Here is a 22,427-nt window from a genome sequence, read left to right on the forward strand (position 1 = left end):
TGCTGGTGGATCGTAATGGATGCCAATATAGCCTGTATGCCCCGTATTTACTAGGATTTAGGCGTTCCGATAGCGTCCATGGACTTCCATGGAAATCCACTAGATAAGCGCAAGGGATGCAAGGGGTCGAGTGTTCGAATCACTCCGTCCCGACCATTGTCTAGTCCTGAAATAGGTTTACGCCTGTTTCGCCCTCAAAGCGCTCGATGCACCGCATCGGGCGCTTTGTATTTCAAGGCCTGAGGTGGCCGCTTGCGGTTATGAATATCCACCGGTTCGTCGACCATACGCTTGGCTTCGGCAAGGTCTCTCGGGCGATGCAGCAGAAACTCTGTCTTCAATATGCCGTTCACCCGCTCTGCCAGCGCGTTCTGGTAGCAGTCATAACCATCCGTCATCGAACAGCTCACCCCATGCCTGGCGTGCAGCTTCTGATACAGATCCGAGCAGTATTGCGAGCCACGATCTGAGTGATGCACAAGCACCTGACCTGTTTTTCTACCCCTCAATGCCTTGCGCATCGCCTGGGCAACCGAGTCGGCATGCAAGGTCTCATGCACGTGATGACCACCTATTTTTCGAGAGTAAGCATCGGTCGCCAGGCTCACATACGCGACGCTTTGCTGGGTGGGCAAGTAGGTGATGTCTGCCACCCAGACCTGCTGGGGACCGGTGGCTGTCACTTGGTCGGGGCCAGGTTTTAATCTGTTGGGATGACGCCGGAAGCGATGATGGCTGTCAGTGGTCTTGTGGTAGGCGCGCTTGCGCGCAATCAGTTGACGGTTGTCTCTGAGGACGTCGAATAGCTGATCCCGTCCCACCGTCCGCGCCAGTTCAGGCTCGCCTTGCATCAGACCAAGTAGTTTACGCGTGCCCAGCCGCGGCATCTGAAGTCGGGTTTCCAGTACAAACCCCAGTACTTTCTGGGCGTGGCTGGCGTGCATGTCGTAGACCCGGTTTCGCTTGTAGTAAGCCTGCCGGGATATGCCCAGAAATTGGCAAGCCCTGACGATGCTCAGACCTTGGATTTGCCCTTGGGAGAGGACTTGCCGGATCGCTTTTTTACGACTGAAACACCGTAATCATTCTTCAGCACGTCAACCACGGCTTCGAAGAACTGGGCTTTCTGATTGACAAGGGCGAGCTTTTCTTCAAGCTCCTTGATTCGCTGCTCTGGGGTCAGCGGCAGCTTCGGATCGTCATTGGTTGGCTCCTCTGGGCACGAATGGAGGCGCCTTGGCTCCAGTCTTGGCGCCCATGCTTGCGTAACCACACCAGCACAGTCGAACGCCGCTGAATCCCGCAACGCCGTTGAGCCTCTTTATAACTCAACTCGCCTTTTCTCGACCTGATCGACGACCGCCAATTTAAAGCTCAGCGTGTAATCACGCTGACTGCGCCTTTTTCCCGAATCCATGGTTCCTCCTGAGGAAAGGTCTGAAGGGGTAAACCTTATTCAGGGCGGGACACATATTTCAAAAAAGCCCAACCTCTTCAGGTTGGGCTTTTTTTTGCGCGATCAATCGTACCGCCCTGGTTACGCGAGGGGGTGGTGCCCTGCGGCCTGGTAAATCCTGTAGATCGAAGCGAACCGCGCTGCCACTATGGTCAGCGTCGATTCACCTTTTCTGGATATCCTGGACGTTCCTTATGACAGACATCACGCAACACCGTCTTGCCACCCGCTATGGTCAGCCCGACATCGAGGTGCCAAATAATTGGGGTCCTGTGCTCGATGAGCTGCTGAATCATCGCAGTGTCCGTTCTTTCTCCGAGGCGCCGCTGCCGGAGGGGACGATCGAGGCCTTGATCGCTGCGGCGCAGTCGGCGGCCAGTTCCTCGAACCTGCAGGTGTGGAGTGTGGTGGCGGTTCAGGACAAGGCGCGCAAGGCCCGGTTGGCCGGGTTTGCGGGGAATCAGGCGCATATCCACCAAGCGCCTCTGTTTCTGGTGTGGTTGGCAGATCTTTCACGGGTTGCCCGCCTGGGGGCGCGTCAGCAGGTGGAGCTTGAAGCGCTGCCTTACATCGAGAGTCTACTGTTGGGGACCATCGACGCGGCGCTGGCTGCGCAGAACGCGGTCGTGGCGCTTGAGTCGTTGGGGCTGGGCAGTGTGTACATTGGCGCCATCCGCAACGACATCGAAGCCGTCGCCCAAGAGCTGGACCTCCCGCCGCAGGTGTATCCCGTGTTCGGATTGTGCGTGGGCCACCCGTCCGTCGAGCGCCCTGCGCAGGTCAAACCGCGTCTTCCTCAGGCAGCCGTGCTGCATCACGAGAAATACTCGGTGACGCACGAGGCGTCGGCGATCGAGCAGTACGACGCGCGCCTCGGGGCGTTTTACCGGCAGGAAGGTCTCAAGGCAGCAGGGTGGTCGGAGCAGGTCATCGCCCGGTTGCGCGGTGTGGCCAGCTTGAACGGCCGCGAGCACCTGGTCGATGAGCTGAAGCGGCTGGGCTTCGGTCTGCGTTGAACGGAGAGCGACGCAAGGCCTCAATGAGCGCCTTGCGTGCTGCTGCTTTGCCCATCATTTCAGCCCGCTTAGTTACGTCCTTATTCAGTATTAGTTTGGATAAAGAGTATTGCGATAAATAAGATAATCCTAGGTATTGATGCCACTAATCTTTCCTATCGACAACAAGTATTTACCCTCCGATAAAAAATCCATAAGAATTCATTCCAGAAGCAAACGAAAACCCGCTTTGCTCGATACCGTTCAAACCCTTCTGGAGATTTAAAATGAAATACGTTGCCTTTGCTGCTCTCTCGTTCTTCAGCGTCTTCGCTTCAGCCAGCGAGCTGGCTGCCAACTCTGCAACCGCTCAACCTCTCACCCAGGTTGAACAGTACAACCGCCACAAAGGCCTGGACGTCGCCAAGGTCATCAGCGTCAAGACCGCACAGGATCCAGAAAAAGTCGATGGCCTGGTCAAAAGCCAAATGACCTATGTCGACAGTGCCGGCGTCTCGCACAACCTGGAATACACCACTCAAGGCTACGGCCGTCAGAATGGTTAATGTGTGAGTACTATCGGTATGATAGAAAATGATGAATAAAAAACGCTGCATGAGAGTGCAGCGTTTTTTATTTGTTGTACTTGATCTTCTTTGCCCGTTTCCCACGAGCTTTAATCTGCTGGGTTTGGACATGGCCAGACCTGACTCATTGCTTGTATCGATAGTGAGCATCAGTCGTTACAACTTCCCCTGTGACGCACAATCCGGACAATGCCCTGCATTCAAGCGCTGCCCAACGCGCAGCATTTTTGACAGGACTTGACCATGCGCACACTGATGACCCCCATTACCTTGGCCGCTTTCATGTTGTTGACGGGCTGTGCTTCGGCGCCCAATGAACCGACCCTCACCTTGGAAACCACAAAAACGCCTGAGCAGTTCACGGCGTGCCTGGTGCCAAAATTACAAGGTCGCTCGATGAGCCCGACCTTGTCTCAGCCCCAACGCCATTACCGGATTGTCGTGTCCAGTACGGTGGCGGCTGACAACGTCATCGAGGCGTACAAAGCGCCTGCCGGCGGCAAAATCTTCATCTATGAGCGCAGCCTGTTGACCACTGGATTCGGGCAGGCCGCCAAAGATTGCGCGTGAGTCGGCAGGCCTTCGGCCCATTCCGCTATCGTTGAAGAGCCTCATGCGAACGGGCATTCGGTTTATTTGCCGGTGATTATCGCACTTGGCGCATCCGGCTTCTTTGCTGGCGCCCCTTGGATAGCGCTGCCGTATTCAAAGCGGTTTTGCGGGCGCATGCGGAACGACAGCAGGACGCCAATCGCCAGCAACACGATGCTGACCAGAAATGGCAATTGCCAGTTGCCAAACTGGTCAATCAACAGGCCTGCCGCAACCGGGCTGACGATCGCAGCCATTGCCGAGCCTGTGTTCATCATTCCGCTGGCCGTGCCGCAGTGATCTGGCGCGATGTCCATCGGGATCGCCCACATCGGGCCAATGGTCATTTCCGAAAAGAAGAAGGCCACCGCCAGGCACGCCAACGACACGTACATGTCATGGGTGAACATCAGTGGGATGAGCGCCATCAGTGTCAGGGACAAACAGACGGCCACCATGCGGCTGCGGGCCTTGTTCAGATCCCCGGTGCGTTTGTAGATCCGGTCGCTGACAATGCCTCCCAGTGTGTCGCCCACCACGCCGCCGAAGAACACGGTGGAGGAAAAGATCGCCGTGTTTTTCAGGTCGAGCCCCATGTTCATGAAGTACATGGGCACCCAACTGAGCAGCAGCCAAAGTGTCCAGCCGTAGCAGAAGTAGACGGTGGTCACGGGGGCCATGCGCTTGAACAGTCGCCCCCAGGGCAACGCGACGCGGCTCTTGGGTTTGAGCGGGGGCAGGGCGTCCAGTTCCTGGCGGGTGATGCGCGGGTGGTCTTTGGGGTGTTCCGTGAACACCAGCATCCACAGCATGACCCAGACAAAGCTGATGGCGGCGCACACATAGAACGACTCGCGCCAGCCATAAGCGGCCATGACGGCAATCATCGCGGCGGGTGCCAGCGCGTTGCCCAGGCGTGCAAAGGCGTGGGTGATGCCTTGAGCGAAGCCGCGCTGATCCTTGGCCACCCACCGCGACATCGCTGCCGTCGCAGCGGGAAACGTCGCCCCTTCACCCAGGCCGAGCAGAACCCGCGCAATCAGCAGTGATACGAAACCGCCAGCGAGCCCCGTCAGTACTGTCGCACCGGCCCAGACCAGGCCGCACACGACAAGCGTTCGCTTGGCGCCAAAACGGTCGCTGACCCAGCCACCGATGATTTGAAACACGAGGTAAGGGTAAGCAAAGGCAGAAAACACCAGGCCGATCTGGGTCTTGGTGAGGTTGAACTCAGCACCGAATCCGACCGCCGCAGTGCTGACGTTAACGCGGTCCAAGTAGGTGATGAAGTACATGGCGCACAGCATGAAGAGCACCACCGCAGTGGGGCGCAGGCTTGACAGCTTCATGTTCTATCTCCAGTTTCTTATTGTTCTCGCCAAGGGGGCGAGCGTTCGGGATAGTGCGTGTAAAGGGAGCAGGGCACTGCACCTGGGGACGCAGTGCCGGTCGGGTCATGCGCGTCGAAGCGGTACGGCTTGGCCTCCCAGGTAATCCATCGCGGCCAGCACGCCACTCGATTGCAGCGTCACCCCCGCCAGTTGCAGGCCCATTTCGCAGCCGGTGAGCGTGGCCATCAGTGTCAGGTCATTGCAGTCTCCCAAGTGGCCGATACGGAACATGCGCCCCTTGACCTTACCCAGGCCGGTGCCCAACGACATGTCAAACCGTTCATAAATGAGCTTTCGAACCTGATCGGCATCCACGCCTTCAGGGGTCATCACACCTGTCAGGACCGGACTGTAAACGCTCGGATCCGCACACTGGATCGGCAGGCCCCAGGCATTGACGGCAGTACGGCACGCCTGGGCGAGGCGATCATGGCGAGCGAACACGTTGTCCAGCCCTTCGCCCAGAATCATGTCCAGTGCCTCGGACAGCCCGTAAAGCAGGTTGGTGTTGGGCGTGTAAGGCCAATAGCCGCTCTTGTTCATCTCGATGATGTCGTCCCAGCCCCAAAAGCTGCGCGGCAGTTTCGCGCTTTTGCTGGCGTCGATGGCTTTGGGCGAGAGCGCGTTGAAACTGATGCCGGGGGGCAGCATCAAGCCTTTCTGCGAGCCGGACACCGTGACATCCACACCCCACTCATCATGCCGATAATCGGCGCAGGCCAGGCCGGATATGGTGTCCACCAGCAGCAGAGCAGGATGGCCTGCGGCGTCGATGGCCTTGCGCACGGCTGCGATGTCGGACGTGACCCCGGTGCTGGTTTCGTTGTGGACCACGCATACGGCTTTGAGGCGATGACCGCTGTCGGACCTTAGGTGCGCTTCGATCATGTGGGCATCGACTCCGCCTCGCCAGCCTTCGACCCCGGGCTTGCCAATGAAATGCGGTTTGAGGCCCAGGCTCAGCGCCATCTTCTGCCACAACGTGGCGAAATGGCCGGTCTCGAACATGAGTACTTCATCCCCGGGGCTCAAGGTGTTGCACAGGGCCGCTTCCCACGCCCCGGTGCCAGAGGCTGGGTAGATAATGACAGGATGCTGAGTCTTGAAAACCTGCTTGATGCCGGAGAGCACCTTGAGCCCCAATTCGCCAAACTCAGGGCCCCGGTGATCGATGGTGGGGTAGCTCATCGCGCGCAGGATGCGGTCCGGAACCGGACTGGGGCCGGGGATCTGCAAGAAGTGGCGGCCGGCAGGGTGGTAGTCGAGCTTCAGCATGGGTAACTCCTGTGGGTTTTTGTCTTTTGTTTTTTGAATGCAAAATACCTTAGCACTGGGTCTACCTGTGTCAAACGGCTCAAATGAGCTAATATCCGGTCATTCCTGGGTGTTTACGGTATAAGGCGTGGAACGCACACGCGCTGGTAGAGGATTTTGTATGCAAAACGTCGAAGTATTTGCAGGGCCCGAGAACGCGCGTCCGCTGCTCAAGGTCGAGCGTCAGCGTCTGCATGATGTGGTGGTCGAGCACTTGCGTACGTTCATCACGGAAGGGGTGTTGGCACCCGGCACCAAGCTCAACGAGAGGGAGCTGTGCGAGACCCTTGGCATATCGCGAACGCCGTTGCGTGAAGCGCTCAAGGTGCTCGCCGTGGAGGGGTTGATCGAGATCAACCCTAACCGTGGCGCTACAGTGGCCCGCATGTCGGAGTTGGAGATCCGTGAAACCTTCGAGCTGATGAGTGGCATCGAGGCCTTTGCCGGTGAACTGGCCTGCGATCGCATCACCGCCGAAGAACTCGATGAAATCAAGGCGCTTCACTACGCAATGGTCGTCAGCAAGAACCAGAACGATTTGCCGGGTTACTATCAGCGTAACCGGGCGATCCACGACCTCATCAACCAGGCGGCACGCAACACGGCACTGCGTCAGGTGTACCTGTCGCTGAACCGCCGTATCCAGGCCTTACGTTTCCTCTCCAATCAACAGGCTCCCAAATGGGAGCGGGCCCTGCACGATCACGAAGAGATGATCGAGGCACTCGAGGCTCGGGATGGCAAACGGCTGAGCGGCATCCTGCGCCATCATCTGCTGGAAAAACGCGACGCGCTCATGCTGATGGTGCGCGACGAGAGTGAACCTGCGCACTCGGTGCGTCGCTAAGTCACCGCCGTTTGCATCTATAGAGGCAAAAGGCCTATAGTTGGCTCTACAGAGTCAATTAGGAGATTTCGCGATGACAGCTGCCCTCACCACTCAGGCACTTTCCCGCACGCAAGGTGTGGTGGGCCTGCGTGCGGCGCTGCGCGTGCTCGACAAATGGAAAGCGTCCAGCGAACAGGCTTGCTGGGTGCTACGTATATCCCGCAGCACGTACACCCGGGCCCGTCAGGACGATGCCGGCTGGTCGGTGACGCTGGATCTGGATCAACTGCACCGGGTCAGTTTCGTCCTCAACATCCATGCAGCGCTGCGCACGTTGTTCGATAACCCGGACAATGTGTACGGCTTCCCGGCGATGGCCAATCACAACGAGTTTTTCAACGGCCGCTCTCCGCTGGAGGTGATGGCACAAGGGGACATGACGTCCCTGTACGAAACCTTCCGGCGGATCGATGCCCTGCGGGGCGCCCAATGGTGACGCCGGAATCGTTGCCTGAGTTGCCAGATGAAAAACAGCACGCCTGGCGCCTGGTCAACTCCAAGTACCCGCCTATCAACTTGTTCAACGACGTGGCCGACGCTGACGAATTCGAAACCCTTTATCAGATTCAGGCGCTGACCAACCCTCGCTTGCTCAACGAAGTGGGCAGGCTGGAGCTGATCCCACGGCAGGACATTCCCTTCGGCATCCCCGGCTGTGCCTACGCGACCGCGCCCTTCACCCATGTCAATCCGAGCGGGTCGCGTTTCAGCAGCGGTGCCTTCGGCGTGCTTTACCTCGCCGATGCCGTGGAAACCGCCATCGCCGAAGTCAGGCATCACCAGCAGCGTTATTGGTCAGGGGTGGACGATCTCAATTATGAGCGGTTTGTCTTCCGCGGCCTGTCATGCCGCTTCCGGGAGACGGGATGCGTCGATGTCACTGGGGTTCCATTGTCCGATCCCATCTACGCCCCCGACGACTACTCGGCTTCCCATTCCTTGGGCGCTGCGTTGAGACGCAAGGGCGTCGCCGGGCTGCGCTACCATTCCGTGCGTTCGCCAGGTAATTATTGTTGGGCGCTGTTGACGCCGCGCCACGTGGTTTCCATCCATCAAAGCGCGCATTACGAAATGATCTGGAATGGGCGCATCACAAGCGTCAATCGTCTCTCCGGCGCGACAGGCGCCTAAGGCTTCTTTCATCCTGAGTGGCACGAACGCTGCTAGGAATTAAAGAGCTAATCAATTAATTTATCTCACTCGTCCGTCGAGGCGGCGCACTTGGGCGCCTCCCGCGAAAACAAGGGATCACAAGGTAATCTTCATTCATGCAGACCATTACGGGCCGTCGTGGTAAGGCCGCTTCCCTCGAAGGGAAGGGCAAGACCGGCAAGAAGGGACCGGGGCGTCCAGAAGGCGCCAGCAATTTGCGAGACGGGATACTCGACGCGGCCGAAGAAATGTTTGCCAACCTGGGGTACGCCGGCACGACGATGCGCGAGGTGTCGCAGCACGCCAACGTGACCCAGGCGCTCATCAGTTATTATTTCGGTTCCAAATACGGGCTGTTCGAAGAGGTGTTTCTGCGTCGAGGGAGTGCGATTTCCGATGAGCGCCTGAAAAACCTCGATACCCTTCAGGCGCAAGGGCAGACCCCCAGCGTGCGCGCAATCGTGGAGGCGTTTCTGCTGCCGACCGTGGTACTGCGCACCTCGGTTCAAGGTCGCCACTTCTTGCGACTGCAGGCGCGACTTCACACTGAACCACCAAATATTTCCTACGCATTGCGAGACAAGGCCTATGGCACCTCGACCCAGCGGTATGTCGACGCGCTCAAGGAGGCGGTGCCGGGCCTGACCGATCTGGACGCCAATTGGCGCATTACCTTGATGGTCGGTACCTACCTGTATGCGTTTTCGGACAGCCACCGGATGGAAGAGCGCCTACCGGACGGTCAGTACAACCCGGAAGACTGGCAGTCGCTCATTCAGCAAGTGACCAGTTTCGTGGTGGGTGGAATGTCGGCCTGACCCCGCCACGCGCGGAAAAAGCACCAAAGTGGCGATAGGTTCACCAGGATGGTGCGTCGCGTGAGAAGAGGCGACGCATCGCAGAAACCCTAATTACGAGAAGAATCAGCAGGTTAAAACGACAGCGTGTTTTTGGCACACCTTCTGCTAACGTTTAATTAAAAGGTTGATTAATTAATTGTGCTCTTCAGTGAGCAAACCTGAGAAAGCAGAGGAGTCGTGATGAATCTGATTGCCGTTTCATCTCATCAACCGGTCACTGCCGCAGACGGCTGCCAAGACCCTGTCTTGCTGAATGATTGGCATGTCGTGGGCTACAGCACTGATTTTGTGGAGGGCACGATTTACCCCGTCCGCCTGCTGGAGCGTGAACTGATTGTCTGGCGCAGTGCCGATGGGCAAGTGCATGTCTGGGAAGATTTATGCATCCATCGTGGCGCACGGCTCTCCAAAGGCTGGATCAAGAACGATTCGGTGGTTTGCCCGTACCATGGCTGGCAATACAACGGCGAAGGTGCCTGCACCTTGATGCCTGCGGCGCCCGATGAAAAGCCGATGAAGAAAGCGCGGGCGTTTCCCTACCTCGCAGTGGAGCGCTATGGCTTCGTCTGGACCTGCCTGGGGCAGCCTGAGTCCGACGTTCCAGTCTTTCCCGAATGGGACGACGAGACCTTCCTCAAGGTGCACAGCGGCCCCTATACCTATGCTGCCAATGGTTTCCGCGCGGTGGAGAACTTCATCGATGCTTCGCATTTTCCGTTCGTGCACGCCGGGCTCAACGGCGTGATGGACAACCCTGACCGCCTGGAGCCCTATACCGTCGAAGAGGTGGACACGGGGTTGCGCTCCTCCGAGGTCCGGGTGTTTCAGCCGTGGGGCGATGCGCGCGGCAAGCCCTTGATGGCTTTCTACACCTACCACGCGTTTCGACCGCTGGTGGGCTACTTTTCCAAACGCACCCAGGACGCGGACGCCGAAGGCAACATCGTCAGCGACCATTCCGATACCTTCGCCACGCTGTTCACCGTTCAACCACTGGATGCGGTCAGTTGCATCGTGCGCGTCTGCGCCGGCATGAACGTCAGTCCGCGTCCTGACCCTGCGGCGGTAAAGGCCCGAGCCGATGTGGTGTTCGGCCAGGACCGTGAAATCGTGGAGAGTCAGCGCCCGGAGCGGATTCCAGTGGAGCTGCGTTACGAACTGCACCATCGCACCGACCTGATGGGCCAGCGCTATCGGACCTGGCTGCGTAACAAAGGCATCCGCTATGGCGTTATCTGACGGCGTGATCAAGGTGCGTCTGCGGGCCATCGAATACGGCGTGCCAGGCATCAACCTCTACACCTTCGAATCGCTGGACGGCCAGCCGCTACCGGCTTACGAGCCCGGGGCTCACGTCGACGTGGCCATGGCCCCGGATGTGCTGCGGCAATATTCGCTGTTATGGCCTGCTGTACATCCCACGCAATACCGAATTGCCGTGCAACTGTCAGAGGCTGGGAAGGGGGGATCGCGCAAGCTGCATTTCGAGTCGGTGGTGGGGGCGGAATACGCATTGTCGGCGCCACGCAACCATTTTCCGCTGCGGCCGAGCGACGAGGCATTTCACCTGTTCGCCGGGGGCATCGGCATCACCCCGCTTATTTCCATGTACCGCCAGCTGAAGGCCAGCGGACGCAGTGTCACGCTGTATTACTGGGCGAGCAGCCCGCAACACATGCTCTTTCACGAGCAGTTATGCCACGAGCAGGACGATGTACGTTTGTTCCATACCCGCACGGGCGAGAGTCCGCCGCGCCTCAATGATGTGCTGGCGACCTTGCCCGATGAAGCGCAGCTGTATTGCTGCGGGCCGCAGGGCATGGTGGACGAGTTTGATCGTTTGACGCAGGGCCGACCGGAAGGGAACACCCACCGAGAGCGCTTCAGTGCCACCACCGATGCATTGCAGCCAGGCGACAGCTTCCGCGTGACGCTGCAGCGGTCCGGTATGACCTTGACCGTGCCGGCCGAACTGAGTCTGTTGCAGGTCTGCGAGGCGGCGGGCGTCGATGTGGCGTACTCCTGCGAAGAAGGGGTGTGTGGGGCTTGTGAAGTCAGGGTTCTGGCAGGGCAGGTCGAGCACCGGGATACGGTCCTGACACCCGGGCAGCGCCAGCGCAGTGAAAGCATGATGATTTGCTGTTCGCGCGGTGTCGGCGAAGGCTTGGTGTTGGACCTCTGAAGGCCTAATCAAAATTTTTTTGATCAACAATTAATTGGTTGACCAATTATTACGCAAGCCGTAGGGCGAATCGTCAGACGGCGGGAGAAAGATCATGAGCAGAGCATTGCGAGTCGGGATCATCGGCGCGGGGATCGGGGGCGTGACGCTTGCCCGGGCACTCGAGCAGCGGGGTATCGAGGCGCGGATTTTCGAGCGCGCAGCCATGTTCGGTGAGGTGGGGGCAGGCGTGCAGATGACCCCCAACGCGGTCAAGGTGTTGTCCGAGCTGGGGCTGGATGACCGATTGAAGTCTATCGGGTTCTTGCCTCAGGCCATGGTCGGTCGCAACTGGAAAACGGGGCGTGAACTGTTCAGGACTCCGCTCAAGGACAGTTGCCCTGCGCTCTACGGCGCTCCGTTCTACCACGTTCATCGCGCCGATCTCCACGCCGCGCTCGCGGGCGACATCAAGCCCGCCCAAGCCACGTTTGGCGCCCATTGCATCGGCCTGCAGCAGCACGGGCAGACCGCGGTTGCCGAGTTTGCCGACGGTTCGCAGTTCGAGGCTGACCTGATTGTCGGCGCCGATGGCGTGCGCTCGGTGATTCGTGAACAACTGTGGGGGCAGGAAGCCGCCAAGTACACCGGACACATGTGTTGGCGTGCGCTGGTCAACGTCGAGAAACACCCATTGCCGTTTGTCAGTCCGGATTCGAATTTCTGGATGGGGCCCAAAGGGCATGTGGTGACGTATTACGTCAAGGGCGGCTCGATGGTAAACATCGTTGCGGTCAACGAAAGTCCCGCCTGGGTTGAAGAATCGTGGAACGCCAAGAGCACGCAGCAGGCGCTGCTCGACGGCTTCAAGGGCTGGCACCCGAACCTGATCGAGTTATTCAAACGCACGGACCCGGACGCCATCTACAAGTGGGGCTTGTTCGATCGCGACCCGATGCAGACCTGGTCCAAGGGCCATGCCACGCTGCTGGGCGACGCGGCGCACCCGATGCTGCCGTTTCTGTCGCAGGGTGCGGCGATGGCCATCGAAGACGGTTACGTGCTGGCTCAATCCCTGGCCAGTCATGGGCTACCGCAACTGCAATCGGCCTTGCGCGCCTACGAACTCGAACGGCTGCCACGCACCAGCCGCGTCCAATTGGAAGCCCGTGAGCGTGGGCGGACGTATCACTTGCCCTCGGCGTGGTCGCAGCTCAAGCGCGACATGGCCTACCGCTGGCGCCAATTACTCAACCCCAATGCCGTGGGGATCCAGGCCAATTGGGTCTACCAATACGACGCCCGGGATTGCGAAACGCGGTTCCCCCACGCGGAAAAAATCCCTGCCTGAGACGGAGGTCATGCCATGAGTCATCTTCGTTATGGTGCGCACGTACAGGCCAACGGCATTCGCCAGCATTATCTGCGTTATGGCCCTGCGAAGGATGTCGGCGTCGGCCGGGACCCGGTCATCGTGGTGCCGGGGATCACCAGCCCGGCCGTCACTTGGGGGTTTGTGGCCGAGCAGTTGGCCGCCCGCCTGGAGGTCTATGTGCTGGACGTGAGGGGGCGTGGGTTGTCGGAAGCCGGTCCCCACCTGGACTACGGCCTGGATGCCCAGGCCGCCGACCTGAACGCATTCGCCGCAGCCCTGGGACTGGCGCGCTACAGCGTCCTGGGCCATTCGATGGGGGCGAGGATCGCTATTCGTGCCGCGCAATCCCGCCCCGCCGGGCTGGCGCGCATGGTTTGGGTGGACCCGCCTGTATCGGGGCCGGGCCGTCGCCCCTATCCGGCGCAACTGCCTTGGTACATCGACTCGATCCGTCAGGCCCGACGGGGCATGAGTGGCGAAGATATGCGCGCCTTTTGCCCGACTTGGACCGACGAGCAGCGCGCGCTGCGGGCGCAGTGGCTGCATACCTGCGACGAGCGGGCGATTCTCGCCAGCTTCAGTGGCTTCCACGAGGACGCAGTCGTCGAGCAGGTTGCCCATGTCACGTGCCCCACCTTGCTGATCACCGCTGCCCGAGGCGATGTGGTCGGGGACGAGGACGTGGCCGAGATGCAGACGTTGCTCCCCGCCCTGGCCCACATTCGCGTGGCAGAGGCCGGGCACATGATTCCCTGGGACAACGCGGCGGGGTTTTACGCCGCACTGGGGGATTTTCTCGAGGCTCCAACCAACGACAGCGAGGGCAGCTCCCATGGCGGTCAGTGATTTCACGATGTTCGAGGCCTGGACCCAGGTCCTGCGTCTGTCGAACGTTCAGGCGGGCCAGTCGGTGACGATTCTGACCGGTGCCGACACCCACCCGCAGACCTTGCGCACCGCGCAATTGGCGTGTCAGTCGCTGGGGTTGATCGCCAGTCGCCTGGACCTCCCGCCGGTCAACGGTGAGCGAGCACTGAGCCGTGACCCGCTGGCTTACCTCGGCACCACGCCGCTGACTGGCAATCGTCCCGCCATGGCGGCACTCAAGGCCAGCGATCTGGTGCTGGACTTGATGACCTTGCTGTTCTCGCCCGAGCAACACGCCATCCTCGCCGCGGGCACGAAAATCCTCCTGGCGGTTGAACCTCCGGAAATTCTGGCGCGCATGGTGCCGACCGAGGCCGATCGCGAGCGGGTGCTGCGTGCCGCGGCGCGCATCGAGCGCGCAACGTGCATGACCGTCACCTCACCGGCGGGCACCGCGCTGTCTTGCCCGCTGGGCGAGTTTCCGGCCATCAGCGAATACGGTTTCGTCGACACGCCGGGGCGGTGGGATCATTGGCCCAGCGGGTTCGTACTGACCTGGCCCAACGAACTGCAAGCCAGCGGGAGCATCGTCATCGATCGCGGCGACATCCTGTTGCCTCATAAAAGCTACGTGCAGGACCCCATCCACCTCACCGTGGAGCGAGGTTACGCCACGCGCATCGAAGGCGGGGTCGATGCCGCGTTGCTGCGCGATTACATGGACAGTTTCGACGATCCGGAGGCGTTCGCCATTTCCCACATCGGTTGGGGCCTGCAACCCCGCGCGCGCTGGTCGACCCTCGGCTTGCTGGACCGCGAAGCCCATATCGGCATGGATGCCCGTGCCTATGAGGGCAATTTCCTGTTCTCCCTGGGGCCGAACAACGAGGCGGGCGGCACGCGAACCACGGCCTGCCATATCGATATTCCCTTGCGTGGCTGCACAGTGACCCTGGATGACCAGGTGGTGGTCGCCGCCGGACGCGTCGTGAACGAGGAGGGCGGACATGAGTGATCTGGAGAGCTATCAGCGTCAGGGTTTCGGCGCCGACTTGGCGCTTCCGGCGCCTTATGCGCTGCTGATCGTCGATCTGGTGGAGGGCTTTGCCGATCCTGCGATCTTCGGCGGCGGCAACATCCCTCAGGCCATCGCGCAGACCGAGCGTCTGTTGGCCCACGCCCGACAGCAGGGGTGGCCCGTGGCGCATTCGCGCATCGTGTTCGCTGACGATGGGGCGGATGCCAATGTGTTCTCCCTCAAGGTCCCCTCGATGTTGACCCTGACCGAGCATGCACCGCGCAGCGCCATCGTGGCGCAATTGGCCCCACGGCAGGGCGAACGGGTCGTGCGCAAAACGCTGCCCTCGGCGTTTTTCGGCACGGATCTGGCCGCCTGGTTGACCTTTCAAGGGGTGCGCACGCTGCTGGTGGCGGGCGCGGTCACCAGTGGCTGCGTGCGGGCCAGTGTGCTGGACGCCATGAATCATGGTTTCCGTCCATTGGTGGTCAGCGATTGCGTCGGTGACCGGGCGTTGGGGCCCCACGAAGCGAACCTGTTCGACATGGCGCAGAAATACGCCGTCGTCAAACCGATGGCCGAGGCGCTGGCCTTGTTGCACGACCAGCAACCCTGAAAGGTTTCATCCAATGACAAGCCTGTCTGGCACACGCGTTGCAATTAATTAACTGCCCGTTTAATAACGGTGGTCCGAGCCTGGAGCGCCCTGATGCAGTGCAAGTCTTTTCCCTGATCAGCTTGGAGAACACCATGAAGATGCGTGCACGTTTTATGAAATCGAACCTGCTGGCGGGCGTCGTCGCCCTGATCGTCAGCGGCGCTGCCTGGTCCGCCGACACGATCAAGATCGGCGACATCAACAGCTACAAATCCCAGCCGGTGTTTACCGACGGGTATAAGAAAGGCATGGAATTGGCCGTCGAGCAGATCAATGCCGCTGGCGGTGTCGATGGCAGGAAGCTGGAGTTGGTCACCCGCGATGACAATGCCAACCCCGGCGATGCCATTCGCCAGGCCGAAGACCTGATCAACCGTGAGCACGTCGATGTGCTGGCGGGCGCGTTCTACGCTCACATCGGCACCGCCCTGTCGGATTACGCCAAGCAGAAAAAGCGTTTCGTGCTGATCACCGAAGCCTTGAGCGACAACATCGTCTGGAGCGCAGGCAACCGCTACACCTACCGCCTCGATGCGTCGACCTACATGCTGACGTCGTCGTTGGTAGACGAAGCCGTCAAGTTGCACAAGAAGCGCTGGGCATTGGTGTACCCCAACTATGAGTTCGGCACCGCAGCGGCCAGCGCATTCAAGACGTTGCTCAAAGCCCGCCAACCTGACGTCGAGTTCGTGACCGAACAGGCTCCGCCACTGGGTAAGGTCGATGCGGGCAGCGTGGTTCAGGCCCTGGTGGACGCCAAGCCCGATGGCCTGTTCAACGCGCTGTTCGGGGCTGACCTGGCCAAGTTCGTCCGCGAAGGCACCACGCGCGGGTTCTTTGGCGAACAACTGCCGGTGCTCAGCATCATCACCGGGCAACCCGAGTACCTGGAGCCGCTCAAGGATGAGGTTCCGCCTAACTGGACCGTCACCGGTTACCCCTGGTACAGCATCGACACACCTGCGCACAAAGCGTTCGTCGCCGCGTATCACGCGAAATTCGGCACCGAGAACCTGCGCTTCGGCTCGATCATTGGGTATTCGGCGATTCAGTCCATCGCGGCCGGGATCAAGGCGGCCGGGGGTAAAACCGACTCCGAGTCGCTGGTCAACGCCTTCAGCGGCTTGAAAGTGCAGACCCCGGACGGCCCGCTGGAATACCGCAAGATCGACCATCAGGCGACCTGGGGGCTGTACGTTGGCAAGTTGGCGGTGAAGGACGGTTCCGGGGTGATGGTCGATTACCAGTTCAAACCGGGTGAGACGCTGCTGCCGTCCGATGACGAAGTGCGCAAGCTGCGCCCAGCCGACTGAACGCGTGCGTAAGGCCCGCATTTTGGCGGGCTTGATCCAAATTGCCCGGGGAGTCGCAATCCCCTGGGAATGGCGTGGGGCGGGAAGGGTGTTACCGCCGTGAGCGTGCTCATGGGCCGATGGCACGTTGCGCAGTGAAGGGCAGCGGCCTACCGCCTCCTTCAGCCCGCCCGCACCCGAAAGGGTGGTGCTTTCCCAGGACTCAAGCGTCCCATAACACGGCTGCTCGATCGAGGGTGTCATGGACTTTTCAGCGTTATGTTCACAGTTGCTCAACGGTTTGGCGGAAGCCTCGTCGTTGTTTCTGGTGGCGTCCGGGTTGTCTTTGATTTTCGGGGTGACCCGGATCGTCAATTTCGCCCATGGTTCGTTTTACATGGTGGGGCTGTACATCGCCTACTCGATCGTCGAGCACCTCACCGGTTCGCTGGGAGGGGCCGGCTTCTGGTTGGGGCTGGCGCTCGCCGCCGTGTCGGTCGGGCTGATCGGCGCGGTGGTGGAGATCGTTCTGTTGCGCCGCATTTACAAAGCCCCGGAGTTGTTCCAACTCCTGGCAACCTTCGCCTTGGTGCTGGTCATCAATGACGCGGTGCTGGGGTACTGGGGCGCCGAGGAATTGCTGGGCCGTCGGGCGCCCGGCTTGACCGGATCCGTCGACATTCTGGGGCGGCAATTCCCCACCTATAACTTTTTTCTGATTGCCGTAGGCCCTGCGGTGCTGGGCCTCGTCTGGCTGCTGCTGGTTCGCACCCGCTGGGGCGTGCTGGTCCGCGCGGCGACACAGGACCGCGAGATGCTCGGCGCGCTGGGCGTCAACCAAGCGTGGCTGTTCACCAGTGTCTTTGCCCTGGGCGCGATGCTCGCCGGACTGGGCGGTGCGGTGCAGTTGCCTCGTGAGCCGGCCAGCCTGTCGTTGGACCTGCGCGCGATTGGCGAGGCGTTCGTGATCGTCGTGGTCGGCGGCATGGGCTCGCTGCCCGGCGCTTACGTGGCGGCCCTGCTGATCGCAGAAATCAAGGCGCTGTGCATCGGGTTGGGGACCACGACCCTGTTCGGGATTCCGGTGTCCTTCTCGAAGTTGACCCTGGTCATCGAATTTCTGGTGATGGCGGTGGTGCTGGTCGTCCGTCCATGGGGGTTGATGGGCAAGCCTCAGGCCACCAGCCGCAATTCGGCCCCGGTGGAGGCGCCTTTACGCGCGGGGTCTCCCACCTTCAAAGGGCTCATGGCCCTGCTGTTCGTGGGGTTGGCGGTGCTGCCGCTGCTGTCCGAATGGCTGCCTTACGCCAGCGTGCTGACGCAGGATGTGCTGGTCGCGGTGCTGTTCGCCGTCAGCCTGCATTTCATCATGGGGCCGGGCGGAATGGCGTCCTTCGGCCACGCGGCCTATTTCGGCCTGGGTGCCTACGGCGCGGCGATCCTGTTCAAAGTGCTGACCATGCCCATGCCGCTGGCCTTTGCCCTGGCACCCCTGGTCGCCGGCCTGGGCGCGTTGTTGTTCGGATGGTTCTGCGTGAGGTTGTCAGGGGTCTATCTGGCCATGCTTACCCTGGCCTTCTCACAGATCGTCTGGTCCGTGGTATTCCAGTGGGAAGAAGTCACGGGCGGCTCCAACGGCATCATCGGCATCTGGCCTTCGAGCTGGCTGGACGGCACGGCGTATTACTACCTCACCTTGGTGCTGGTGTGGCTGAGTGTCTTTCTGGTGCGCCGCATCCTCTTCGCGCCCTTTGGTTACAGCCTCCGCGCGGCGAGGGATTCGGCCCTGCGGGCCGACGCTATCGGCATCGACGTCAAGCGCGTGCAATGGCTCGCCTTCGTGATCGCCGGTGTCTTCGCTGGATTGGCGGGGACCCTGTACATCTTCTCCAAAGGCAGCATTTCTCCCGATGCCATGGCCGTGGGTAAATCCGTGGACGGCCTGGTGATGGTGCTGCTGGGTGGCATTCAAAACTTGCTGGGCCCAGTGGCCGGCGCCAGTGTGTTCAGTGTGTTGCAGGACTCCATCATGCGCGCCACCGATTACTGGCGTGCGGTGTTCGGCGGGGTGATTCTGGTGTTGGTGCTCGCGTTCCCGCAGGGTATCGCCGGGTTCTTCCACTGGGTCGCAGAGGGCTGGCGGCACTGGCGGGAGCGTCGGAATTCCCAGGCGGCGCCCTCCATTCAGTCGGTGGCAACGAGCGTGGAGAAACAGGCATGACGCTTCTGCAAGTCCGTGATTTGAACAAGTCCTTCGGTGGCGTACGCGCGGTCGACGGCATCAATTTCGATCTGCACGAGGGCGAGTTGCTCGCCCTGATCGGTCCCAACGGCGCAGGCAAATCGACCACCTTCAATATGGTCGGTGGCCAACTCAAGGCCTCCGGTGGTTCGATCCGGTTGCAAGGCCAAGAGCTGATAGGAAAGCGTCCGCGCGACATCTGCCGCATGCAGGTGGGGAGGACCTTTCAGATCGCCGAAACCTTCGCCTCATTGAGCGTGGTGGAGAACGTGCAGATGGCGCTGATCTCACACCACGGCGAGGGTTTCTCGCTGTTCGGCTCGGCCCGCAAGCGCTATCGCCAACAGGCCCTGGAACTGCTGGACCAAGTCGGCATGCAGCGCCATGCCGAGCGCCCCTGCAGCGAGCTGGCCTATGGCGACATCAAGCGCGTGGAGCTGGCGATGGGGCTGGCCAACGATCCGAAACTGTTGCTGATGGACGAGCCCACGGCGGGCATGGGCCCGGAAGAGCGCAATGATCTGATGGCCCTGACCAAGCGCCTGGTGGTGGAGCGCAGGATGGCCGTGCTGTTCACCGAACACAGCATGGACGTGGTGTTCGCCTACGCCGACCGGATGATCGTGCTTGCCCGGGGCCGCCTGATCGCCGAAGGCGACGCCCAGACCATTCGCAACCATCCCAAGGTGCAGGAGGTGTACTTCGGGACGGGCAAGACCTTCGAAAATGAACTGACTGACGCGCAGGTGCAGGTATGAACGCAGTGGCTGCAACGCAAACACCCCTGTCGACCGCCACGCCGGACACCTTGCTCGACGTCAGCGGCCTCAACGCCTGGTACGGCGCCGCGCAAGTGCTCTATGACGTGCGCCTCAATGTCAGGCGAGGTGAAGTGGTGGCGCTGATGGGGCGCAACGGGGCGGGTAAATCGACCACGTTCAAGGCGCTGATGGGCATGCTCGGACGACGTCAGGGGCAGATCCGCTTCATGGGGCGCGACGTGGCAGGGCTGCAGCCGTTCCAATTGGCACGGCTGGGCCTGGGTTTCGTTCCGGAAGATCGAAGGGTGTTCACCCATCTGACGGTGACTGAAAACCTGGAAGTCGGACGCCAGCCTGACCGGCAATGGCCGGACGGCAGCGAAGCGCTGAACTGGACGCCGGAGCAATTGTTCGCGTTCTTTCCCAATCTGGGCGCCATGCAAGACCGACCCGGTGGCCAGATGAGCGGCGGTGAACAGCAGATGCTGACGGTGGCGCGCACGCTGATGGGCAACCCGTTTCTGATCTTGCTCGACGAACCCTCGGAAGGGGTCGCGCCGGTGATCGTCGAGCAGATGGCCCACATGATCCTCGCGCTGAAGGCCAAGGGTGCGAGCATTCTGCTGTCCGAACAGAATCTGCATTTCGCCGGGCTGGTGTCTGACCGCGCCTACGTTCTGGAGAAGGGGCTGATTCGCTATGAAGGCAGCATGGCGGCACTGGCTGCGAACGAGGACGTACGCAAGGCCTACCTGACGCTGTAACGCAGCGGCGGTTGCGCATCTGCAGGGTGCGCAGCCGACGAACCAAGGGGGAGGCCGTGTTATCCTCACCGTTTTCGTCACCCCGTGGAATTACCGTGAAATTCATCCATCAGCGCGAGCACCTTAACGAAGGCGACATTGTCGTCATCGAGGCCTCGGGCACCTGCAACATACGCCTCATGAGCGACGCCCATTTTCGCAGTTTCAAAAATGGTGGCCGTCACAGTTACCACGGCGGCGCCTTCGACCGTTTTCCGGCGAGGATCGTCGCCCCGGGCAGCGGCTTCTGGAACATTACCCTCGACACCGTCACCCGTCGCGCGATCAGTGTCACCCGCAAGCCCGCGATCAAGCATTCGATCAAGATCATCCGTCGCTCGGGCAATGGCTTGCCTCGCTGAGCCTCAGCGCTTCTGTAACCAGCCCAGAAAGTTGTTCTTCTTGATCGCCACTGGCTTGCGCAAGAGGATGTGCTGGCTGCTTTGCTGGCGAATCGCTTGCAGCTTGTTCAGTGCGGTGGTGATTTCGGCGCGCTGCTCCATGGCCCGCCGTGTGGCGGCTTTGTCGATGCGATAGATCACGCACGAGGTGAGGGCGACGAACCGGCCCTCGGATGGCGCGTCGGCCAACACGCCCTGTTCGCCCATGACTTCGCCCGGCCCCATCCGCCCAGCCTCGATCAAGGTAGTGCCATCCAGAATATTGGCGGATACCACGCCGGTCGCGATGACCAGCAGCCCGTCACTGATCTCGCCCCGTTCCATGATGGTCTGACCGGCGGCGTATTCTCGCGAGACCATGGCCTGCGCGAGCTGATCTTTTTCCTCAACCGTGCTGGTACGGAACACCTTCACCTCGTCGAGCAGGGCGCGCGGCCGTGACACGTCGTCGGCAGTGGTGTCCGATTGCCAAGTGATGCCCGCGGCCTCCAAGTGGCGATAAGCGAGGTCGAACAGCAAGTTGCGCACATCGCTCTTGGTGCTCAGGTCGCCGATGAAGCCGGTCATCGAGTATTCGATGGTCGTGGGGCTGGTCTCCTTGACGACGGCGCGAGGCTTGGGTGTCTGCAGCAGCGCACTGCAGCCCTGCAAGGCGCGTTCGAGCGCGTCCAGTACGCGTCGCGGACGAATGTGGGGCGACATCATGACGTTGATTGACACGCCGTGAATATGGGCCGGTCGACTCAAGTTGACGATCTTGGCCTTGGCCGCCACCGAATTGGGAATCACCACCATGGTGCCGACGCCCGTCAGCAGGTGAGTGGCGCGCCAGTCGATGTCCATGACCTTGCCTTCCATGCCATCGATGGAAATCGAATCATCGACCTGATAAGGCTTGGTGGTGTTCAGGATGATCCCGGAAAACACGTCGCTGAGGGTGCTCTGCAAGGCCAGACCGACGATGATCGCCATTGCGCCGGACGTCGCCAGCAAGCCTTTGACGGGCAGTTGCAGCACGTAACCCGCTGCCGCGACGATGGCGATGAGAAAGATCACTGCACCGATCACTTCCTGCAACAGCCGGCCGCTATGGCCGACCCGGCCGGTCAGCAGCAGCCCGAGCAACACCGTCAGCGTGCGAGCCGCGTACATCCACCAGACGATGGCCAGTGCGGTGGCCGCGAACTGCATGGCGCTGTTGTCCGGCCATGCGGGGGCCTCCAGCGGGCTGACGCCCGAATTGATCACCACCAGGCTGTAGGCGACGAAGCCCAACAGGCGGATGGCGATGCGCAGCATGCGATTGCGGTCGGCCAGCAGGTGCCAGGCGATCACATCGGCCAGCAACAGAAGCAGACTCCAGGCGAGCGAATAATGGGGGACGGCTGACGGCATGTTGGAATTCCGCGGGGAAATGGCAAGTCGCTGTGGCACGCGGATGGTAGGGACGGGCGGGGGGAAATGTCTATAACGAATGCGGCTTCGCCCCCGTTGGGTGATGGAGGCCGTTGGCAGGGCGATGCACGATGGGGCTTCAGGGTGGACGGGTCTGTTTGATCAACGGCGGAGGAGGGCTTCACTGCCGGTCTTCGCTTCGCGGTAGCCGCGTCCCTG

21 protein-coding genes and 1 pseudogene are annotated in these 22,427 nt (G+C 60.7%); 18 read left to right on the top strand and 4 right to left on the bottom strand.

Features of this window, described 5'->3' with window-relative positions:
* Positions 1-160 precede the first annotated feature (160 nt).
* A pseudogene (locus tag N5D61_RS00600) lies at positions 161-1,417 on the bottom strand (IS3 family transposase).
* Positions 1,418-1,650: 233 nt separating this feature from the next.
* On the opposite strand from N5D61_RS00600, the gene N5D61_RS00605 reads away from it, so the two are divergent.
* The 3 genes from N5D61_RS00605 (at position 1,651) to N5D61_RS00615 (ending at position 3,608) form a co-directional block, all read left to right on the top strand.
* Positions 1,651-2,472 carry an NADPH-dependent oxidoreductase gene (locus N5D61_RS00605; RefSeq protein ID WP_279890110.1) on the top strand — a complete coding sequence of 274 codons (822 nt, stop codon included), beginning with the start codon at positions 1,651-1,653 and terminating at the stop codon, positions 2,470-2,472.
* Between the two features lie 266 nt (positions 2,473-2,738).
* On the top strand, positions 2,739-3,017 hold the full coding sequence (locus N5D61_RS00610) for a DUF2790 domain-containing protein (RefSeq protein WP_279890112.1): 279 nt from the start codon (positions 2,739-2,741) through the stop codon (positions 3,015-3,017).
* 264 nt (positions 3,018-3,281) lie between these two features.
* Positions 3,282-3,608 (top strand): hypothetical protein, encoded by a 327-nt coding sequence (locus N5D61_RS00615; protein ID WP_279890113.1) that lies wholly within the window; start codon positions 3,282-3,284, stop codon positions 3,606-3,608.
* A gap of 62 nt (positions 3,609-3,670) precedes the next feature.
* On the opposite strand, the gene N5D61_RS00620 is transcribed toward N5D61_RS00615, so the two are convergent.
* Both N5D61_RS00620 and N5D61_RS00625 read right to left on the bottom strand, forming a co-directional pair.
* Entirely contained in the window at positions 3,671-4,978 is a 1,308-nt protein-coding gene (locus N5D61_RS00620; RefSeq protein ID WP_279890114.1) for an MFS transporter, read from the bottom strand.
* A gap of 105 nt (positions 4,979-5,083) precedes the next feature.
* Entirely contained in the window at positions 5,084-6,295 is a 1,212-nt protein-coding gene (locus tag N5D61_RS00625) for an aminotransferase class V-fold PLP-dependent enzyme (RefSeq protein WP_279890115.1), read from the bottom strand.
* 160 nt (positions 6,296-6,455) lie between these two features.
* Here N5D61_RS00625 and N5D61_RS00630 point away from each other — a divergent pair, with 160 nt between their 5' ends.
* From N5D61_RS00630 to N5D61_RS00700, 15 genes are all read left to right on the top strand, one after another.
* A complete protein-coding gene (locus N5D61_RS00630) occupies positions 6,456-7,181 on the top strand; it encodes a GntR family transcriptional regulator (RefSeq protein ID WP_279890116.1) in 726 nt (241 codons plus the stop codon).
* 73 nt (positions 7,182-7,254) lie between these two features.
* On the top strand, positions 7,255-7,659 hold the full coding sequence (locus tag N5D61_RS00635) for a hypothetical protein (RefSeq protein ID WP_279890117.1): 405 nt from the start codon (positions 7,255-7,257) through the stop codon (positions 7,657-7,659).
* Positions 7,653-8,354, top strand: a complete 702-nt coding sequence (locus N5D61_RS00640) for an RES family NAD+ phosphorylase (RefSeq protein ID WP_279890119.1) — start codon at positions 7,653-7,655, stop codon at positions 8,352-8,354. The genes N5D61_RS00635 and N5D61_RS00640 overlap by 7 nt, the downstream gene beginning before the upstream one ends.
* Before the next feature lie 137 nt (positions 8,355-8,491).
* Positions 8,492-9,193, top strand: a complete 702-nt coding sequence (locus N5D61_RS00645) for a TetR/AcrR family transcriptional regulator (RefSeq protein ID WP_279890120.1) — start codon at positions 8,492-8,494, stop codon at positions 9,191-9,193.
* 222 nt (positions 9,194-9,415) lie between these two features.
* Entirely contained in the window at positions 9,416-10,474 is a 1,059-nt protein-coding gene (locus tag N5D61_RS00650) for an aromatic ring-hydroxylating dioxygenase subunit alpha (protein WP_279890121.1), read from the top strand.
* Entirely contained in the window at positions 10,461-11,417 is a 957-nt protein-coding gene (locus N5D61_RS00655) for a PDR/VanB family oxidoreductase (protein WP_279890122.1), read from the top strand. The genes N5D61_RS00650 and N5D61_RS00655 overlap by 14 nt, the downstream gene beginning before the upstream one ends.
* Before the next feature lie 94 nt (positions 11,418-11,511).
* Positions 11,512-12,747 (top strand): FAD-dependent monooxygenase, encoded by a 1,236-nt coding sequence (locus N5D61_RS00660; protein WP_108238090.1) that lies wholly within the window; start codon positions 11,512-11,514, stop codon positions 12,745-12,747.
* 15 nt (positions 12,748-12,762) lie between these two features.
* Positions 12,763-13,617 carry an alpha/beta hydrolase gene (locus tag N5D61_RS00665; protein WP_279890123.1) on the top strand — a complete coding sequence of 285 codons (855 nt, stop codon included), beginning with the start codon at positions 12,763-12,765 and terminating at the stop codon, positions 13,615-13,617.
* Positions 13,604-14,653 carry a 2,5-dihydroxypyridine 5,6-dioxygenase gene (locus N5D61_RS00670; protein WP_279890124.1) on the top strand — a complete coding sequence of 350 codons (1,050 nt, stop codon included), beginning with the start codon at positions 13,604-13,606 and terminating at the stop codon, positions 14,651-14,653. The genes N5D61_RS00665 and N5D61_RS00670 overlap by 14 nt, the downstream gene beginning before the upstream one ends.
* The gene (locus N5D61_RS00675) at positions 14,646-15,272 is read left to right on the top strand and encodes an isochorismatase family protein (RefSeq protein WP_279890125.1); all 627 of its coding nucleotides are present in this window, start codon (positions 14,646-14,648) and stop codon (positions 15,270-15,272) included. The genes N5D61_RS00670 and N5D61_RS00675 overlap by 8 nt, the downstream gene beginning before the upstream one ends.
* 134 nt (positions 15,273-15,406) lie before the next feature.
* On the top strand, positions 15,407-16,627 hold the full coding sequence (locus N5D61_RS00680; RefSeq protein ID WP_279890126.1) for an ABC transporter substrate-binding protein: 1,221 nt from the start codon (positions 15,407-15,409) through the stop codon (positions 16,625-16,627).
* A gap of 241 nt (positions 16,628-16,868) precedes the next feature.
* Entirely contained in the window at positions 16,869-18,827 is a 1,959-nt protein-coding gene (locus N5D61_RS00685; protein WP_279890127.1) for an ABC transporter permease, read from the top strand.
* Positions 18,824-19,606, top strand: a complete 783-nt coding sequence (locus N5D61_RS00690) for an ABC transporter ATP-binding protein (RefSeq protein ID WP_108238095.1) — start codon at positions 18,824-18,826, stop codon at positions 19,604-19,606. Before N5D61_RS00685 ends, N5D61_RS00690 begins: the two co-directional genes overlap by 4 nt.
* Positions 19,603-20,373, top strand: coding sequence for an ABC transporter ATP-binding protein (locus N5D61_RS00695; RefSeq protein WP_108238096.1), 771 nt, complete (start codon positions 19,603-19,605; stop codon positions 20,371-20,373). The genes N5D61_RS00690 and N5D61_RS00695 overlap by 4 nt, the downstream gene beginning before the upstream one ends.
* Before the next feature lie 95 nt (positions 20,374-20,468).
* Positions 20,469-20,774 carry a DUF1883 domain-containing protein gene (locus N5D61_RS00700; RefSeq protein ID WP_108238097.1) on the top strand — a complete coding sequence of 102 codons (306 nt, stop codon included), beginning with the start codon at positions 20,469-20,471 and terminating at the stop codon, positions 20,772-20,774.
* 3 nt (positions 20,775-20,777) lie between these two features.
* Here the strand turns inward: N5D61_RS00700 and N5D61_RS00705 are convergent, their stop codons facing one another.
* Positions 20,778-22,208 carry a mechanosensitive ion channel family protein gene (locus tag N5D61_RS00705; protein ID WP_108238098.1) on the bottom strand — a complete coding sequence of 477 codons (1,431 nt, stop codon included), beginning with the start codon at positions 22,206-22,208 and terminating at the stop codon, positions 20,778-20,780.
* Between the last annotated feature and the right edge of the window lie 219 nt (positions 22,209-22,427).

Origin of the sequence: Pseudomonas sp. GD03842, from assembly GCF_029841165.1 — a bacterium.
Lineage (GTDB): Bacteria > Pseudomonadota > Gammaproteobacteria > Pseudomonadales > Pseudomonadaceae > Aquipseudomonas.

Coding starts and splice junctions, on each gene's coding strand:
- N5D61_RS00605 (WP_279890110.1), top strand. CDS start 1,651: ATGACAGACATCACGCAACACCGTCTTGCCACCCGCTATGGTCAGCCC.
- N5D61_RS00610 (WP_279890112.1), top strand. CDS start 2,739: ATGAAATACGTTGCCTTTGCTGCTCTCTCGTTCTTCAGCGTCTTCGCT.
- N5D61_RS00615 (WP_279890113.1), top strand. CDS start 3,282: ATGCGCACACTGATGACCCCCATTACCTTGGCCGCTTTCATGTTGTTG.
- N5D61_RS00620 (WP_279890114.1), bottom strand. CDS start 4,978: ATGAAGCTGTCAAGCCTGCGCCCCACTGCGGTGGTGCTCTTCATGCTG.
- N5D61_RS00625 (WP_279890115.1), bottom strand. CDS start 6,295: ATGCTGAAGCTCGACTACCACCCTGCCGGCCGCCACTTCTTGCAGATC.
- N5D61_RS00630 (WP_279890116.1), top strand. CDS start 6,456: ATGCAAAACGTCGAAGTATTTGCAGGGCCCGAGAACGCGCGTCCGCTG.
- N5D61_RS00635 (WP_279890117.1), top strand. CDS start 7,255: ATGACAGCTGCCCTCACCACTCAGGCACTTTCCCGCACGCAAGGTGTG.
- N5D61_RS00640 (WP_279890119.1), top strand. CDS start 7,653: ATGGTGACGCCGGAATCGTTGCCTGAGTTGCCAGATGAAAAACAGCAC.
- N5D61_RS00645 (WP_279890120.1), top strand. CDS start 8,492: ATGCAGACCATTACGGGCCGTCGTGGTAAGGCCGCTTCCCTCGAAGGG.
- N5D61_RS00650 (WP_279890121.1), top strand. CDS start 9,416: ATGAATCTGATTGCCGTTTCATCTCATCAACCGGTCACTGCCGCAGAC.
- N5D61_RS00655 (WP_279890122.1), top strand. CDS start 10,461: ATGGCGTTATCTGACGGCGTGATCAAGGTGCGTCTGCGGGCCATCGAA.
- N5D61_RS00660 (WP_108238090.1), top strand. CDS start 11,512: ATGAGCAGAGCATTGCGAGTCGGGATCATCGGCGCGGGGATCGGGGGC.
- N5D61_RS00665 (WP_279890123.1), top strand. CDS start 12,763: ATGAGTCATCTTCGTTATGGTGCGCACGTACAGGCCAACGGCATTCGC.
- N5D61_RS00670 (WP_279890124.1), top strand. CDS start 13,604: ATGGCGGTCAGTGATTTCACGATGTTCGAGGCCTGGACCCAGGTCCTG.
- N5D61_RS00675 (WP_279890125.1), top strand. CDS start 14,646: ATGAGTGATCTGGAGAGCTATCAGCGTCAGGGTTTCGGCGCCGACTTG.
- N5D61_RS00680 (WP_279890126.1), top strand. CDS start 15,407: ATGAAGATGCGTGCACGTTTTATGAAATCGAACCTGCTGGCGGGCGTC.
- N5D61_RS00685 (WP_279890127.1), top strand. CDS start 16,869: ATGGACTTTTCAGCGTTATGTTCACAGTTGCTCAACGGTTTGGCGGAA.
- N5D61_RS00690 (WP_108238095.1), top strand. CDS start 18,824: ATGACGCTTCTGCAAGTCCGTGATTTGAACAAGTCCTTCGGTGGCGTA.
- N5D61_RS00695 (WP_108238096.1), top strand. CDS start 19,603: ATGAACGCAGTGGCTGCAACGCAAACACCCCTGTCGACCGCCACGCCG.
- N5D61_RS00705 (WP_108238098.1), bottom strand. CDS start 22,208: ATGCCGTCAGCCGTCCCCCATTATTCGCTCGCCTGGAGTCTGCTTCTG.